A 17,047-nucleotide genomic window follows, 5' to 3' on the forward strand; every position below is an offset into this window, starting at 1 on the left:
TGGTTGGAAGCAGAACCGTTTTAAAAAAGGCTTCTGAGATTGAAATTGGAGCAATCATTCAATTAAAACCAGGAGAAAAACTGGCTTTGGATGGGAAACTACTTTCTGAAAGTGCTACTTTTAATACTGCTGCTTTAACTGGTGAAAGTAAACCAGATACAAAAAAAAGAAATGAGGTAGTTTTGGCAGGAATGATTAACTTAAATACAGTTGTTGAAATTGAAGTAACAACTGCATATACCGATAGTAAACTTTCCAAAATACTCAAAATGGTGCAAGAAGCAACAGCCAAAAAAGCACCAACCGAATTGTTTATACGAAAGTTTGCCAAAGTCTATACACCAATTGTAGTTTATCTTGCTTTAGCCATTTGTTTGGTACCAATGTTTTTTGTAGCCGATTATGTTTTTAAAGATTGGCTGTATCGAGCATTGGTATTTTTGGTGGTTTCCTGTCCGTGTGCTTTGGTTATTTCTATTCCGTTGGGGTATTTCGGCGGAATTGGAGCTGCGAGTAAAAATGGAATTTTGTTCAAAGGTTCTAATTTTTTGGATGTAATGGCAGCCATTGAAGTGGTGGTTATGGACAAAACAGGAACATTGACCAAAGGCGTTTTCAAAGTGCAAAAAGTAGTGACGGTGGGAATTTCTGAAGAGGATTTGGTGAAATACACGGCAGCTTTAGAATCAAAATCGACACATCCTGTCGGAACCGCGATTGTTGAATATTCAAAAACATTGAATGAGAATCTAAAAGTAACTGAGGTAGAAGAAATAGCAGGGCTGGGACTTAAAGGAAAAGTCAATAATATCGAAGTGATTTTGGGGAATGCAAAACTGATGCAGCAATTCAATATCAAATATGATTTGGAAATTTACAATTCACCATTTACCATTATAGTTGTTGCAATCAATAAAGTGTATTCAGGGTATTTTTTAATTTCAGATGAGATTAAAGAAGATGCAAAAGCTGCGATTCGGAGTTTGCATAAAATAAATGTCAAAACGGTTATGCTTTCGGGCGATAAAGAAGCGGTTGTAAAAGCTGTGGCAAAAGAGTTGAATATCGACTTTGCATTTGGTGATTTGTTGCCTGAAAACAAAGCTTTACAAGTTGAAGCATTAAAATTGCAAAATCAGAAAGTCGCTTTTGTTGGTGATGGAGTAAATGATGCTCCTGTTATAGCACTTGCTGATGCTGGAATTGCAATGGGTGGACTAGGAAGTGACGCGACTATTGAAACCGCAGATATTGTTATTCAAAATGACCAGCCTTCAAAGATTTACACAGCAATTAATATTGGAAAACAAACCAAAAAAATCGTGTGGCAAAATATTACCATGGCCTTTGCGGTGAAAGCTGTTGTTTTAATACTTGGAGCTGGAGGTTTGGCAACGATGTGGGAAGCAGTTTTTGCTGATGTAGGTGTTGCTTTATTGGCAATTTTAAATGCGGTTCGGATTCAGAGAATGAAGTTTTAGGTAAAAAAAAAATAAGGATGCTAATGTTATTCAGGTATCCTTTTTTAATAATAGTATTGTGTTTTTAACAGGGTATTGGCTGTCAAACAAAATAATTTTCTTAAATTTGATATACAAATAAAAGTAAAAAATGAATAAGTTTATCACATTATTAATTGTTTTATTTGGCTTCTTATTGATGCCAAATGTTGCTTTAGCATGTGATAATAATTTAACAAAAAATTCTTCCAAAAAAGAGATTTCTACTAAAATGTGTGATGATGATTGCTGTAAAAATGATAGTCATTCAAAAAGTAAAAATCACAATGGTTGCGGAGGTAAATGCAATCATGCTAAATGTGCTTGTGCTTCTTCTAGCAACACTTCTATTTCTATTACTGAATGGAACATTGATACTAATCGTTTTAATTTTTCTTCAGAAAAACAAAGATTTTACAATTTTGAAACCTCAATTTCTTCCGGCTTCAATTCTCTCTGGCTTATACCAAAAATAAGCTAAATCTATATTTGACAGCCATAAGTGTGCCAAATTCAAAGCAGCTCTTGCTTTAAATCATTTATAGGTTATTGAATTATTGTTTTTATTATTCTATAGCCTAGTCAATTCAAAATTATTCAAACTTAAAACAAAATGGTTATTCACTAAATCGAATATTTCGATGAAGTTAATTCCCGTTTATTAAAATCAAAAAAAAATGAAAACATTAATTATCGTATTAAGTGCATTTTTTGCATTTAGTACAACAGTAAATGCTCAAGTAGATGCAGAAGCTGCAAAAAAAGAAGAACAAAAAATTGTTTATGTGTGCCCAATGCATCCTGACGAGACGAATCTAAGTTCCGGTAAATGTCCAAAATGTGGAATGGATTTGGTAAAAACCACCGAAAAAATTGATACCCACGCCCTAAAAGGAAGTCAGCCTATGACTAAAACGGTAACAAAATATGTTTGTCCTATGGACGGCACTACTTCTGATAAACCGGGTAAATGTTCAAAATGTGCAACGGCAATGGTAAAAACTACCGAAAAAATTGATACTCACGCTCTAAAAGGAAGCCAACCTATGAGCAAAACGGTAACAAAATATGTTTGCTCTTTGGACGGTACAGTTTCTGATAAACCAGGTCAATGTTCTAAATGTGGGAAGGATTTGGTAAAAATAACCGAAAAAGTTGATGCCCACCCGCTAAAAGGAAGTCAACCTACAAGTGAAATTGTTACAAAATATGTTTGTCCAATGGACGGTACAATTTCTGACAAACCCGGTAAATGCGCCAAATGCGGTATGGAAATGACTCCAAAAGAAGACCATAAACACTAATCTAATTTTTCAATATCTTAAAAATTTAAAAATGAGAAACATAATTCTTTCGGCTTTAGTAATTTTATTCACATTGGTTTCTTGTAACCAAAAAAGCAAACAACAAGAAGAAACAATGGATTCCACAGTCAATAAAACGGAAACAGAAACGACCATCGTAAAAGTTAATCCAACTGCTTTTTCAATCAAAGGAATTGTAGATAATTATCTGTCTCTAAAAAATGCTTTGACAAAAGACGACAGTGATGCTTCTGCTGATGCAGGAAAAGCAATGGTTGTGACTTTGGAAAAAATTGATATGAAAAAATTGTCTGCCGAACAGATGAAAATCTATATGGATATTGCCGATGATGTCAAAGAACATGCAGAACATATTGGTGATAATGGAGGAAATATTGCACACCAAAGAGAGCATTTTGTTTTAATGAGCAAAGACATTAATGACTTAGTGAAAACTTTTGGGACAGAACAAAAATTGTATCAGGATTTTTGTCCAATGGCTGATGGAGGAAAAGGTGCTATTTGGATAAGCGAGGTGAAAGACATCAAAAACCCATATTTTGGTTCGGAAATGCTTACTTGTGGTTCAGTGAGAAAAGAATTATAAGATGAAAAAAATCTTCAAAAAGGTATTTTTTATTAAGTTCATTGGAACACAAATCGTCAATATTCTTTCCTCTAAATATTGAATATTATGGTAGAAAAATTAATATCATTTTCATTAAAAAACCGATTTGTAGTCTTGCTTGTTTCGGCCTGTTTATTTGCTTGGGGTGTTTATTCTGTGCAACAAAATCCTATAGATGCCATTCCTGATTTATCCGAAAATCAGGTAATTGTATTTACCGAGTGGATGGGAAGAAGTCCTCAGGTTATCGAAGCACAAGTAACTTATCCTTTGGTTTCAAACCTTCAGGGAATCCCAAAAGTGAAGAATATTCGGGGTGCTTCTATGTTTGGAATGAGCTTCGTATATATTGTTTTTGAGGATAATGTTGATATTTATTGGGCAAGAACAAGGGTTTTGGAACGGCTGAATTATGCCCAACGACTTTTGCCCCAAAGTGTGGTTCCCACTTTAGGACCAGACGGAACAGGTGTTGGTCATATTTTTTGGTATCACCTTGACGCAAATGGTATGGACTTGGGTGAGCAAAGAGCCTTGCAGGATTGGTACGTGAAATTTGCGCTACAAACCGTTCCGGGAGTTGCAGAAGTGGCTTCGTTTGGAGGTTTTGAAAAGCAATACCAATTGGTTTTGGATCCTTTGAAAATGCAATATTACAAAGTCAGTATGATGGAAGTAATGAACGCCGTTAAAGCCAATAATAACGACGTTGGAGGAAGAAAATTTGAAATGAGCGATATGTCTTATATCATAAGAGGATTGGGATATATTAAAAACATAAAGGATGTAGAAGAGATTGCCATCAAGAATTACAATTCTATTCCGGTGCGGGTAAAGGACATTGGCTCCATCCAAATGGGAGGTGATTTGCGTTTGGGTATTTTTGATGAAAACGGTACAGGAGAAGTAGTTGGCGGTATTGTGGTAATGCGATATGGAGGAAATGCCGATAAAGTCATAAATGCGGTCAAAGCCAAAATGAAAGAAGTGGAGAAAGGATTGCCCGATGGCGTTACTTTTAAAACTTCTTATGACAGGAGCGAATTGATTGAGAAAGCAATTGAATCAGTCAAAGGAACGCTAATCGAAGAGATGATTGCTGTTTCCATTGTTATTCTTCTTTTTCTTTTTCATTGGAGAAGTGCTTTGATTATACTTATTCAGCTTCCCATTTCAGTAGCTGTGGGTTTTATTTTACTTGAGGCTTTCGGTATCTCTTCCAATATTATGTCATTAACAGGAATTGCATTGGCGATAGGTGTTGTGGTTGATGATGGTATTGTAATGGTAGAGAATTCTTATCGGAATATTTCGGAAAAGCAGGAAGAAATGGTTAACAATAATGAATCTGTTTAAGATGAAAGAGAGACTATTAAAAATATTCAAAAAAGAGCAAGACCTATTATCTTCGGAAGAAAAACTCAAGATAATTGAAGCATCGTCTAAATTGGTGGGGCCGGGTGTTTTTTATTCAACAATAATTGTAATTGCGTCTTTTCTACCTGTGTTTCTTCTCACAGGAATGGAAGGCAAACTTTTTAGTCCATTAGCCTATACAAAGTCCTTTATTCTTATTGTTGATGCCTTTTTGGCAATCACGCTAACACCAGTGCTAATAAGTTTTTTACTGAAAGGAAAACTCCGTCCGGAAGAAAAAAATCCAATAAACAGAAAATTGGAAAGCATCTACACACCCATTTTGACCTTTTGTTTAAAATGGAGAAAAACAGTTTTAGCAATCAATATTGTGGCGCTGTTAATTGGCGTGTTAATGTTTACTCGTTTGGGATCCGAATTTATGCCTCCGCTCGATGAAGGTTCTGTTTTATTTATGCCCGTAACATTACCAGACGTTTCTAATTCTGAAGTGAAACGAATTTTGCAGGTACAGGACCGATTGATAAAATCAATTCCCGAAGTGGCTCACGTTTTGGGAAAAGCAGGCAGAGCCAATACAGCGACCGATAACAGCCCCATAAGTATGATTGAAACGATTGTTTTGCTAAAACCCCACCAAGAATGGAGAGAGGGTAAAACAAAAGGCGATATCATAAATGAAATCAACAACAAACTGCAAATACCAGGAGTAACCAACGGTTTTACGCAACCTATTATCAACCGTATCAATATGCTTTCGACAGGTATCAGAACCGATGTGGGCATAAAAATCTACGGCGAAAGTTTAGACACCATTAATGCTTTATCACAAAAAATAAAAATGGCATTAGAGGGAACTTCGGGAGTAAAAGATTTGTATGCCGAACCTATAACGGGTGGCAAATACATAGATATTGTACCCAAACGTGAAGTCATTGGCAGATATGGACTAAGCATCGATGATATAAACAACGTTGTGGAAGCTTCCATTGGTGGAATGAAACTCACTACTACCATTGAAGGAAGACAACGTTTTTCGGTCAACGCGAGATATGCACAAGAATATCGGAATAGCATTGAAGCTTTGAAAAAACTGCAGGTACAAACAATGGATTTTGGTCCCATTCCATTAGAAACGGTTGCCGATGTAAAAATAAGCGATGGTCCACCAATGATAAACAGCGAAAATGCAATGCTACGAGGTAGTGTCTTATTTAATGTTCGTGACCGTGATTTAGGAAGTACTGTCAAAGAAGCACAGGCAAAACTGAATGAAATGATTACCAAAATGCCCAAAGGATACTATGTGGAATGGAGTGGACAATGGGAAAACCAAATCAGAGCCAACAAAACATTGGGTTTGATATTACCAATTGTTGTTGTGATTATTTTCCTCATTTTATATTTCACTTATAATTCCATGAAAGAGGCTTTGATAACAATGATAACAGTTCCTTTTGCATTAATCGGCGGCGTTTTCATGGTCTATTTTTATGGTATCAACTTGTCGGTAGCAGTAGCTGTCGGCTTTATAGCCTTATTTGGTTTGGCGATCGAAACGGCAATGCTGATTACCATTTATCTGAATGAAGCTATGAACAAAATGGTAGAAAAATATGGTAACAGCAAAGAAACCTTAACAGAAGAAATAATAAGAGAATATATTATTGACGGTTCTGCTAAGAGATTGCGCCCAAAACTAATGACCGTTTCCGTTTCATTATTTGGTCTGATTCCAATTCTTTGGGCAACGGGAACAGGAGCAGATGTAATGCTCCCTATCACTGTTCCGCTCATAGGAGGAACAATTACTTCAACGATTTATGTATTATTAGTAACCCCTGTTGTTTTTGAAATGGTAAAACTTCATGAATTGAGAACAAAAGGAAAAATAAATCTGATAGATGCAAAACATTAAATTTTATATCGCCCTAAGTTGTTTGATTTTAAGCGTTGCAAATAGTAAGGCCCAAACACTTACTTTGGATAATGTTTTGAGTACCATCAAAACCAATAATCCACAATTGAAAATGTATGATACTGATATTCAGAGCATGGATGCTTCGGCCAAAGGAGCCAGAAGTTGGATGGCACCTCAAGTAGAAACAGGGTTTTTTATGACTCCGTACAATGCCAATCTATGGAAAGCCAATGAAATGGGGTCAGGTATGGGAAACTATATGTTGGGGGTAACCCAAATGATTCCGAATGCTTCCAGGTTGAATGCCAATGAAAATTTGATGAAAGCAATGTCATTGGTCGAAAATGAAAATAAAAATTTCACTCAGAACCAATTGAACGCATTGGGGAAAACCTATTATTACGAATGGATTATCATCAAGAAAAAAACAAAAATAGCCCAAGATAATCTTCAGCTTTTGGAGTATATGATTAAAAGTATGGAAATACGTTATCAGTACAATATGGATAAATTGCCATCGTACTACAAAGCTAAATCCCAATATGCTTCTTTGCAAAGTATGATTGTGATGTTGGAAAATGACGCTTCACAACGAAAATACATGCTCAACACCTTGATGGCTCGTGATAAAAATGTGGATTTTGAAATTGATTCCAATTACGAGATTAAGGATTTCAATCTCCTTGAAGCCGATTTGTCTCCTTATATCAACAACCGCAGCGACATCAAAGCCATTGATAAAACTAAGGAAATCAACAACTTTAAAATTGAGGTGGAGAAAGCAGGTACGAGACCGGAATTTGGAGTAAAATACGACCATATGTTTGCTTTCGGGAATCAACCGCAACAATTTTCATTGATGGGAATGATTACTATTCCGGTATCTTGGTCCACCAAAATGAATAAAGCCAATATGGAAAGCTATCGCATTAAAAACGAAAGTTTGGATTGGCAAAAACAAATGATTGCAAATGAAGCTAGCGGAATGATAAAAGGAATGAACGCCGAGTTTTTGAATCTGAAAAAGCAATACCAAATCACTCAAGACAATATTATTCCAGCCTTGAAACGAAACTACGATACCGCCATTTTGGCTTGGCAAAACAACACCGGAGATTTGTTCGTGGCTTTAGAAGCTTGGGAGGCTATGAATATGACCCAAATCGATGCTTTAGATAAATTAAAATCGATTTTAACGACACAGGTAGAAATCGAAAAACAGCTTGAAATTAATTAGTTATGAATAATTATGTAAAGTATAGTTTGATGTTTGTTGTGATTTCTATTATTGGAATTACAATCTATTTTTTTGCAACAAAATCAGGCAATCATTCAGAAGTGGAACATCAAAATGAGGTTTATACTTGTTCGATGCATCCGCAAGTCATAAAGGATAAACCAGGAAATTGTCCTATTTGCGGAATGGTTTTAGTAAAAAAAGTTAACGAAGACCATTCCGAAAAAAATGATTCGATCGACGATCTTTTGAAACGAACCGATAATTTTATTGTTGGAAAATATCAAACCATTACGATAAAAGACACGGTTATAAGTAGTGAAGTTAGTTTACCTGGAACAGTAGTTTACGACCCCAATTCATTTGTAAATATTTCAGCGCGAATAAATGGTCGAATAGAAAAAATGTACATCAATTATAAATACCAAAAAGTATCGAAAGGTCAAAAAATATTTGAAATATACAGTCCGGAATTATTGACCGAACAGCAAAATTTTATCTATTTGATTTCTAATGACAATCAAAACAAATCGATTATTAATGCAGCCAAGCAGAAATTAATACTCTATGGAATGACAAATAATCAGGTAAATGCATTGGCTTCTACTCAAAAAACGAATCCGGTAATTGCTATTTACAGCCCTGCAAACGGAATCATTACAGGAACCGAAAAAATGACTACCCCAGTAACTTCTTCAATGTCAAATGCAAGCAATAATACTGAAACATTAGATGTAAAAGAAGGAAGCTATATTAAGAAAGGAGAAGTGGTTTTCAAATTAATGAATACCGAAAAAGTTTGGGGTGTTTTCAATGTTTTGCAAGGATACAATAGCTTAATTAAAATCAATCAGTCCATTGACATTACTTCTGAATTAGATGAAAAAAATATCATTTACGCAAAAATAAATTTTGTGGAAACACAATTAAATTCAACCGAAAAAACGAATAGAATTCGAGTGTATTTGAATAATGAAAATCTAAAATTACTCATTGGCACAAGATTACAAGGTGTTGTACAATTGAATTCAACAAAGGCAATTTGGTTGCAAAAACAAGCTTTGATTAGCGTGGGTGAGAGAAAAATAGTTTTTGTAAAAATGGACAATGGTTTCAAAGCAAAGGCGATACAAACGGGGCTTGAAATAGATGATTTTGTTCAAATTATTGGAGGTATTTCTGTGGGAGATACAATCGCTAAAAATGCACAATATCTAATTGACAGCGAAAGCTTCATTAAAACCAAATAATGATGAAGACAATAAAAAAAATCAGTTTACTATCATTACTGTTTGCGATAATTATTGCTTGCAATTCTAAAAATAAAGAAGATCATAGTGGACATAAAATGACTGATGAAACAATTTTCTACACTTGTTCTATGGATCCGCAAATAAAAGAAGATAAGCCAGGAAAATGTCCTATTTGTCATATGGAGTTAGCCCCAACAAAAAAAAGTGACACTGATCCAAACGAAATAAGTTTAAGCAAACAGCAAATCCGGTTGGGTAATATCACAACTCAAACTATTACAAAAAGTCAAAGTAGTCTTGAGCAAAATTATACCGGAGTTTTAACTATTAATCAGGAAAAAGTCAATATAGTCTCAGCAAGAGCAATGGGACGAATTGATAAGTTATACTTAAAAACCATTGGTGAATATGTCAAAAAAAACGAGCCAGTTTATTCTTTGTATAGTGAAGACATTGCTGTTGCCAAACAGGATTATTTAACAGCCTACAAACAATTGGCTATGCCGGGGGATTTTGGCAAAAACGCCCTGAGTATGCTCAAATCGGCCAAGCAAAAATTATTGTTTTTTGGTTTAACCAATGCCCAAATTGAAAGTATAAAGACTAAAGTTGAAGTTTCTCCCAATGCCATTTTTTACAGTACTACAAGTGGTTATGTTTCTGAAATAATTGCAACGGAAGGCGGTTATGCTATGGAGGGTTCAGCAGTGGTTAAATTGGCTGATTTAAACAGTCTTTGGGTTGAAACTCAAGTAAACGTAAACTATGCTAAAAGTGTACATCTTGGGCAAAACGCAAAAATTGTTTTTCCTGACTTTCCGGATAAAACAATTAATGCAAAAGTTTCTTTCATTAATCATGAAATCAATCCTGAGACCAGACTGCTTCTAATTCGACTGGAAATTCCAAATCAAGATTTACAACTAAAACCCGGAATGCAAGCCGTGGTTAAATTGTCCCAACCCAATGTGAAAGGACTGTTTGTCCCGATAGATGCGGTGATTCGGGAAGAAAATGCCTCTTATATTTGGGTAGAAAAAAGACCTGGTGTGTTTGAAGATGTTATGGTAGAAACTGGAGCCGAAGTAGAAGGTATGATTGAAATTAAATCGGAAATTGACAGCTCCAAAAAAGTGGTGATTACAGGAGCCTATGCCATAAACAGCGAATATAAATTCAGAAGAGGGAGCGATCCGATGGCTGGAATGAAAATGTAAATAAACAATATTAATTATGAAAAATTATAGAATTTAGTTTCAAAGAATGAAGTTTAAAAAGTTAAATTTTAACTTTATTTTATACTAAAAGATACCTAATCTCCTTAATTTCGTTCCACTTAAAAATTATACATGAAAATAGCAATTGTTTGTTATCCAACATTTGGCGGAAGTGGCGTAGTTGCTACAGAATTAGGTCTAGAATTAGCTAGACGAGGTCACGAAATTCATTTTATAACCTATAGTCAACCAGTGCGTTTAGCATTGTTAAATCCCAATGTACACTATCACGAAGTAATTGTTCCAGAATATCCTTTATTTCATTTTCAGCCTTATGAATTGGCTCTCTCCAGTAAGCTAGTGGATATGGTTAAATTATATAAAATTGAGGTTTTGCACGTGCATTATGCCATTCCTCATGCATATGCGGGTTATATGGCTAAGCAAATGTTGAAAGATGAAGGAATCGATATTCCGATGGTTACAACGCTTCACGGGACTGATATAACTTTAGTTGGAAATCATCCATTTTATAAGCCAGCAGTAACCTTTAGTATCAATAAATCAGATTATGTGACTTCGGTTTCCCAAAGTTTAAAAGATGATACATTAAAATTATTCAATATAAAAAATGAAATTCAGGTGATTCCGAATTTTATTGAATTGGACAAAAATAAATATGACCCGACGGTTCCTTGTCGACGTTCTGTAATGGCCAATCCTGAGGAGAGGATAATAACGCATATCAGTAATTTTAGAAAGGTAAAACGTATTCCGGATATCATTAAAATATTTTATAAAATTCAAAAAGAAATTCCATCCAAATTAATGATGGTAGGCGATGGTCCTGAAAAAGAAAAGGCCGAGAAAATGTGCAGAAAGTTCGGTATTCAAGACAAAGTGATTTTTTTTGGTAATAGTAACGAAATAGACAAAATTTTAGGTCTTACGGATTTGTTTCTTTTGCCATCAGAAACTGAAAGTTTTGGATTGGCAGCGCTCGAAGCAATGGCTTGTGGAGTTCCTGTAATTTCAAGTAATTCGGGTGGTTTGCCTGAGGTGAATATAGATGGAGTTTCGGGTTATTTGAGTGATGTCGGAGAAGTTAATGAAATGGCCGAAAATGCATTGAAAATATTAAAAAAGGATTCAGTTCTTGCCGAATTTAAAAAGAATGCCTTGCATGTAGCCGAAAGTTTTGACATAAAAAACATTCTACCTGTTTATGAGGCTTTGTATCTCAAGGCAATTAATAAATACAAATAGGTAAAAAAATCCATCTTTAGCATTAGTATAAGATGGATTTTTTTTTAGAATTTATACCGAATTGCCAAGCCTAGATTTAATCCAAAATCATTTTTCTCGTAATTATTAAAGACAAATTCCGGTCTTAAATCCATTGCAAGTTGAATAGGAGTTTCTTGGAAGTTGTACTCAATACCAACATCTCCATTAATTACTGCAAAAATTCCATTATCGCTTCCATATCCATTATTGTAATTATCATCAGTATTCCAGTACCCTAATCCACCACCAAAGCCGGTATACCAATCTAATTCTTTTTCAATATTCCAATACCATTGATAGATTCCAGATAGTTTTATGGCATCGGTATTATTGTCATTGGTGAAACCCAAATCAAGTTCCAATCGATTTTTTGTCAATAATTTTTTTTGATATGAGATTTCAACTCCAATGCCATGATTATTTCCAATTCGCAATCCAATTGCATTTTTTGAAATGTTATCTTGTTTTGTAATATTTTCTTGATTTTCTTGTGCTTGACTAGAAAATACCAGTCCAATTAGCAGATATAAGCAGTAGTAGTTTTTTTTCATTCGGCTATTTTTTTTGGTGTTAATAAACATACTGCTTATAAAATTACAAAAAATAATAAAATTTGAGTGTAGTTATTTTTAAATCAAGTGTTTATGTTTTTATTTGAAATAATAAAAATACGTTTTCTTTTATGTTGATATAAATTGGCAAAGTTTACACATCAATTATCAATTGCATTTTAAGAGTTTACAGTTTATTTACGCTAAAAAACAATAAGATTTATATGGATATTGTGTGGGATTATTGTGAAATATTACTAATTTATAATTTTTAGTTTAATTCATAAAACTTACATTTGCGTAAAAATTTTATACAATGGCAGGAAATAGCTACGGCACACTATATAGAATAACTACTTTTGGAGAATCACACGGTGAAGCATTAGGTGGAATTATTGATGGATGTCCTTCTGGAATCCAACTGGATTTGGAGGCAATCCAATTTGAAATGTCACGAAGAAAACCAGGTCAATCTGCAATAGTTACGCAAAGAAAAGAACCAGATGATGTTCAATTTTTATCAGGAATTTTTGAAGGAAAAACTACTGGAACACCTATTGGTTTTATTATTCCGAATACCAATCAAAAATCAGACGATTATTCACATATAAAGGATAATTACAGACCAAGTCATGCAGATTATGTGTATGATCAAAAATATGGATTTAGAGATTATCGTGGAGGAGGAAGAAGTTCGGCTCGTGAAACGGCAAGTAGAGTAGTAGCGGGAGCTATTGCTAAACAAATGCTATCTAATATTAAAATAAATGCTTATGTTTCGGCTGTAGGTCCTCTTTGTTTGGATACGCCATACCAAGAATTGGATTTTTCTAAAATAGAAAGCAATCCAGTACGTTGTCCTGATGAAGCGATGGCTGCAATAATGGAAGATTATATTAAGCAAATTCGAAAAGAGGGTGATACTGTAGGAGGTGTGGTTACTTGTGTAATTCAAAATGTACCTGTTGGACTTGGAGAGCCCGTTTTTGATAAATTACATGCCGAACTTGGAAAAGCTATGCTTTCTATCAATGCGGTAAAAGGTTTCGAATTTGGAAGTGGTTTTGAAGGTTCTAAAATGAAAGGTAGTCAGCATAATGATTTATATAATCCTGATGGAACTACTAAAACGAATCTTTCTGGAGGAATTCAAGGAGGAATAAGCAATGGTATGGATATCTATTTCCGTGTTGCTTTCAAACCTGTAGCAACTATAATGCAAAAACAGGAATCATTGGACAATAAAGGAAATATAACCGAAATGACAGGAAAAGGGCGTCATGATCCTTGCGTTGTACCTCGTGCAGTTCCTATTGTAGAAGCCATGGCGGCTATTGTTCTTGCTGATTTTTATCTTTTGAATAAAACATATTTATAATTGCAAAGCATCCTCAGTATTTTGACGAGCTAAATATTGAGATTTAACCTTGAAATTAATTTAATGACTACAATTACAACTAAAAAACCATCATTTTTAAAAGGCCTTACAGGTCAGATTCTGATTGCAATGTTCTTAGGAGCTGTATTAGGTGTTATTATTCACAATTCTACTACAGTCGAAAGTGCACAAGAATTTAGCAATAAAATAAAAATGTTGGCCACTATTTTTATTAGGCTAGTACAAATGATTATTGCACCATTAGTTTTTACAACTTTAGTAGTTGGAATTGCTAAGTTAGGTGACATAAAAACGGTTGGTAGAATTGGTGGGAAAGCTTTAGCCTGGTTCTTTACAGCTTCATTTATTTCATTATTAATTGGGATGTTATATGTGAATTTATTGCAACCTGGTGTTGGTTTAAATTTATCTAATGTTGATTTAGCTTCGGCTACAGACGTTACGGCAAAAACACAAAATTTATCTTTTGAAAATTTTATAGAACACATTGTACCAAAGAGTCTTTTCGAAGCAATGGCTACCAATGAAATTTTGCAGATTGTAATATTTTCTATATTCTTCGGATTGGCAGCTGCATCAATAGGTGATCATGCAAAACCAGTGACAGACTTTTTGGATAGAACTTCGCATATTGTTTTAAAAATGGTAAATTTTGTAATGAAATTTGCTCCAATTGGTGTTTTTGGTGCTATTGCAGGAGTCTTTGCTGTTCGGGATTTTCAGGAATTGGCAATTACTTATTTTAAATTCTTCGGCTCATTTCTAATAGGTATTGGTACACTTTGGGTGGTATTAATTATTGTAGGGTTTCTTTTTCTTGGGAAAGGAATAAAAGTATTACTGAAACATATTGTGAGTCCATTGATTATTGCTTTTAGTACTACTAGTTCTGAGGCGGTTTTTCCAAAACTTACAGAAGAATTAGAACGATTTGGAGTGAAGGATAAAATAGTGGCTTTTATGTTGCCATTGGGCTATTCATTCAATTTAGACGGGAGTATGATGTACATGACTTTTGCAGGTATTTTTATTGCTCAAGCCTATGGAATTCATTTGGATTATCCTACTCAGTTTACAATGCTTTTTGTTCTAATGCTTACCAGTAAAGGAATAGCTGGGGTTCCTAGAGCGAGTTTAGTCGTTGTTGCTGCTACTTGTGGAATGTTTAAAATACCAATTGAGGGTATTGCCTTAATATTGCCGATAGATCATTTTTGCGATATGTTTAGAAGTGCTACGAACGTTTTAGGTAATGCATTGGCCACTTCGGTAGTTGGAAAATGGGAAGATGAAAAAGAAGAAAAGCAAAATTTTCAAAATGCAAATTAAAATGTTTTTATTTGATTTTAATGTCAAAAAAGCAGAGTGATATAATTTATTTATAAAAGCAGTTACAACCCAAAATGTAACTGCTTTTTTATTTAGTAATGTGAATGTTATATTTTAAAATATTCTGAATTAAAATGTAATTTATCTATAGATTATGATGTATATTTGAATAAACAACTGCTATTTATGCCCTCTATAAGAAGAGTTTTGTTAATTATTTTGTGGTTTAGCCTTTTTGGTACTGCATTTGGTCAAACACAATTACCAACCAAAAAAGTAATTGATAAATTAACAAAACAAGCTACTAAGCTACGTGAATCTGGTAATTTTGAAAAATCTTTATTGATTTCAAGATTAGCTTTGCGTAAAGCTGTTCCTATACATGCGAATGTCCTTATAGCTGAAAATTATAATAATGTTGCTGCCAATTATAATGCTTTAGTTGAATTTGACAAGGCTATTTTTTATTACAATAAAGCCTTGATTTATGCCAATCTTACTCAGAATGATACTGTAAAACAAAGGATTAATAATAATCTTGGGAATATGTATTGCTTTGAAAAAAAGAAATATGAAAAAGGAGTAGCTTATTATAGAAAGGCACTTGAATACAGTAAAAAAATACCCGATTCTTCTCAAATGGCTTTTACCAATCTCAACATAGCTTGGGCTTTTTTTGATGTTGGTAAATTCAAAGAAGGGGAAGAGAGTCTGAAAATGATTAATTCTTATTATAAAAAGCATAATAATGATTTTATTATTGTTGTATTAAACATGCTTAACGGTATGTATTGCAATTATAAAAATGAAGTTGCAAAAGCTGAATTTTATTTTAAAGAAGCTATTCAGCTTGGAAGAAAACTAAATGAGAAATCAGATTTATCTTTTTCTCATTTAGAGTTTTCAAAGTTTTTATTGAAACGAAAAGATTATAAAAGAGCTTATGAAAATCTAGATATTTATACTAAACTCAACGATGAGATTTATGCTGAAGAAAAATTAGAAAAGGCAAATGTAGAAGGAATTAATTTTGAATTGGATGAATACAAAAGGACCATTGATAAAATTGAAAATGAAAGAGATTTACAATTTCAAAGTTTAAAAAAATCAAGAATCATTGTCCTACTTTTTATAATCGCAATTTTTGTTTTGTTGCTTTTTCTGAACTCATTGATTAAAAATAATAAGTTCCGATTAAAATCAAATGCTGATTTGATGATAGCCAACGAGGAATTGATTATTGCTAATAAAAAAGCAGAAGAATCATCTATTCTGAAAACGCAATTTGTTTCTACAATAAGTCATGAATTACGAACTCCATTATATGGGGTAGTTGGTATTACCGATTTGTTATTGGAAGAACATAAAGAGCTTGCATCAAGTCCACATTTAAATTCTTTAAAATTTTCGGCTCGTTATTTGTTGTCTTTAGTTAATGATATTTTGCAGATCAATAAAATTGAAGAAAATAAAGTTATATTGGATGACTTGACTTTTAATTTGGCAGATGAATTTCATATGATAAAAAATTCATTGTCTTTTATTGCTAAAAAAAATAACAATAAAGTATATATAGATGTTGATCCATTAATTCCAGAAAGTTTAATAGGAGACAAGCTCAGATTCGCTCAGATTCTTATGAATTTAGTTAGCAATGCCTTGAAATTCACCAAAAATGGAGAGGTTTATATAATTGCCAAACAAGTTGAAATACAAGATAAAATTCATTCCATATCCATTAAGATTAAAGATAATGGAATTGGAATTGCCCCTCTAGATCAAGAAAAAATATTTGATAAATTTGTTCAAGTAGGAAGGAAGGAAGTAGATTATCAAGGGACTGGTTTGGGTTTGCCAATAGTTAAAAGATTATTGGAACTTTTTGGTAGTGAGATTGTTGTTGAAAGTGACTTAGGAAAAGGGACAGCTTTTAGTTTTCTTATCAACTTTGAATGCAATGCAGCCAAAACTATTGAAATTATAAATAACATTCAAGTAGATATGACTTCCAGTCAAGTATTTAAAGTGTTGGTTGTCGAAGATAA

14 protein-coding genes are annotated in these 17,047 nt (G+C 33.6%); 13 read left to right on the forward strand and 1 reads right to left on the reverse strand.

The annotated features are described in order from the left end of the window. The 10 genes from VFS71_RS01120 to bshA all read left to right on the forward strand — a co-directional run. The coding region (locus VFS71_RS01120; RefSeq protein WP_326398833.1) for a heavy metal translocating P-type ATPase at nucleotides 1-1,481 on the forward strand (1,481 nt) is incomplete at its 5' end. Between the two features lie 130 nt (nucleotides 1,482-1,611). Beyond that, nucleotides 1,612-1,980, forward strand: a complete 369-nt coding sequence (locus tag VFS71_RS01125) for a hypothetical protein (RefSeq protein ID WP_326398834.1) — start codon at nucleotides 1,612-1,614, stop codon at nucleotides 1,978-1,980. A 196-nt stretch (nucleotides 1,981-2,176) separates the two neighbouring features. Continuing rightward, nucleotides 2,177-2,803 (forward strand): heavy metal-binding domain-containing protein, encoded by a 627-nt coding sequence (locus VFS71_RS01130; protein ID WP_326398835.1) that lies wholly within the window; start codon nucleotides 2,177-2,179, stop codon nucleotides 2,801-2,803. A gap of 31 nt (nucleotides 2,804-2,834) precedes the next feature. Beyond that, entirely contained in the window at nucleotides 2,835-3,410 is a 576-nt protein-coding gene (locus tag VFS71_RS01135; protein ID WP_326398837.1) for a DUF3347 domain-containing protein, read from the forward strand. 87 nt (nucleotides 3,411-3,497) lie between these two features. Then, on the forward strand, nucleotides 3,498-4,787 hold the full coding sequence (locus tag VFS71_RS01140) for an efflux RND transporter permease subunit (protein WP_326398838.1): 1,290 nt from the start codon (nucleotides 3,498-3,500) through the stop codon (nucleotides 4,785-4,787). 1 nt (nucleotide 4,788) lies between these two features. Then, nucleotides 4,789-6,726 (forward strand): efflux RND transporter permease subunit, encoded by a 1,938-nt coding sequence (locus VFS71_RS01145; RefSeq protein ID WP_326398840.1) that lies wholly within the window; start codon nucleotides 4,789-4,791, stop codon nucleotides 6,724-6,726. Next, nucleotides 6,713-7,966, forward strand: a complete 1,254-nt coding sequence (locus tag VFS71_RS01150; RefSeq protein WP_326398842.1) for a TolC family protein — start codon at nucleotides 6,713-6,715, stop codon at nucleotides 7,964-7,966. The genes VFS71_RS01145 and VFS71_RS01150 overlap by 14 nt, the downstream gene beginning before the upstream one ends. A gap of 2 nt (nucleotides 7,967-7,968) precedes the next feature. After that, nucleotides 7,969-9,216 carry an efflux RND transporter periplasmic adaptor subunit gene (locus VFS71_RS01155; RefSeq protein ID WP_326398843.1) on the forward strand — a complete coding sequence of 416 codons (1,248 nt, stop codon included), beginning with the start codon at nucleotides 7,969-7,971 and terminating at the stop codon, nucleotides 9,214-9,216. Nucleotides 9,217-9,218: 2 nt separating this feature from the next. After that, nucleotides 9,219-10,436, forward strand: coding sequence for an efflux RND transporter periplasmic adaptor subunit (locus tag VFS71_RS01160; RefSeq protein ID WP_326398844.1), 1,218 nt, complete (start codon nucleotides 9,219-9,221; stop codon nucleotides 10,434-10,436). Nucleotides 10,437-10,568: 132 nt separating this feature from the next. After that, a complete protein-coding gene (gene bshA / locus VFS71_RS01165; RefSeq protein ID WP_326398845.1) occupies nucleotides 10,569-11,702 on the forward strand; it encodes an N-acetyl-alpha-D-glucosaminyl L-malate synthase BshA in 1,134 nt (377 codons plus the stop codon). 44 nt (nucleotides 11,703-11,746) lie between these two features. Here the strand turns inward: bshA and VFS71_RS01170 are convergent, their stop codons facing one another. Continuing rightward, nucleotides 11,747-12,274, reverse strand: a complete 528-nt coding sequence (locus tag VFS71_RS01170) for a hypothetical protein (protein ID WP_326398846.1) — start codon at nucleotides 12,272-12,274, stop codon at nucleotides 11,747-11,749. A 316-nt stretch (nucleotides 12,275-12,590) separates the two neighbouring features. Here VFS71_RS01170 and aroC point away from each other — a divergent pair, with 316 nt between their 5' ends. From aroC to VFS71_RS01185, 3 genes are all read left to right on the forward strand, one after another. Further along, nucleotides 12,591-13,652 (forward strand): chorismate synthase, encoded by a 1,062-nt coding sequence (gene aroC, locus VFS71_RS01175; RefSeq protein ID WP_326398847.1) that lies wholly within the window; start codon nucleotides 12,591-12,593, stop codon nucleotides 13,650-13,652. Between the two features lie 63 nt (nucleotides 13,653-13,715). Beyond that, nucleotides 13,716-15,002 (forward strand): dicarboxylate/amino acid:cation symporter, encoded by a 1,287-nt coding sequence (locus VFS71_RS01180; protein WP_326398848.1) that lies wholly within the window; start codon nucleotides 13,716-13,718, stop codon nucleotides 15,000-15,002. 186 nt (nucleotides 15,003-15,188) lie between these two features. After that, a partial coding sequence (locus VFS71_RS01185; RefSeq protein WP_326398850.1) for an ATP-binding protein occupies nucleotides 15,189-17,047 on the forward strand: 1,859 nt, incomplete at its 3' end.

It is taken from the genome of Flavobacterium sp. (genome assembly GCF_035760125.1).
Classification (GTDB): Bacteria; Bacteroidota; Bacteroidia; order Flavobacteriales; family Flavobacteriaceae; genus Flavobacterium.

Bases quoted from the DNA above. Each gene is read 5' to 3' on its own strand.
- VFS71_RS01125 (WP_326398834.1), top strand. From the start codon at position 1,612: ATGAATAAGTTTATCACATTATTAATTGTTTTATTTGGCTTCTTATTG.
- VFS71_RS01130 (WP_326398835.1), top strand. From the start codon at position 2,177: ATGAAAACATTAATTATCGTATTAAGTGCATTTTTTGCATTTAGTACA.
- VFS71_RS01135 (WP_326398837.1), top strand. From the start codon at position 2,835: ATGAGAAACATAATTCTTTCGGCTTTAGTAATTTTATTCACATTGGTT.
- VFS71_RS01140 (WP_326398838.1), top strand. From the start codon at position 3,498: ATGGTAGAAAAATTAATATCATTTTCATTAAAAAACCGATTTGTAGTC.
- VFS71_RS01145 (WP_326398840.1), top strand. From the start codon at position 4,789: ATGAAAGAGAGACTATTAAAAATATTCAAAAAAGAGCAAGACCTATTA.
- VFS71_RS01150 (WP_326398842.1), top strand. From the start codon at position 6,713: ATGCAAAACATTAAATTTTATATCGCCCTAAGTTGTTTGATTTTAAGC.
- VFS71_RS01155 (WP_326398843.1), top strand. From the start codon at position 7,969: ATGAATAATTATGTAAAGTATAGTTTGATGTTTGTTGTGATTTCTATT.
- VFS71_RS01160 (WP_326398844.1), top strand. From the start codon at position 9,219: ATGAAGACAATAAAAAAAATCAGTTTACTATCATTACTGTTTGCGATA.
- bshA (WP_326398845.1), top strand. From the start codon at position 10,569: ATGAAAATAGCAATTGTTTGTTATCCAACATTTGGCGGAAGTGGCGTA.
- VFS71_RS01170 (WP_326398846.1), bottom strand. From the start codon at position 12,274: ATGAAAAAAAACTACTACTGCTTATATCTGCTAATTGGACTGGTATTT.
- aroC (WP_326398847.1), top strand. From the start codon at position 12,591: ATGGCAGGAAATAGCTACGGCACACTATATAGAATAACTACTTTTGGA.
- VFS71_RS01180 (WP_326398848.1), top strand. From the start codon at position 13,716: ATGACTACAATTACAACTAAAAAACCATCATTTTTAAAAGGCCTTACA.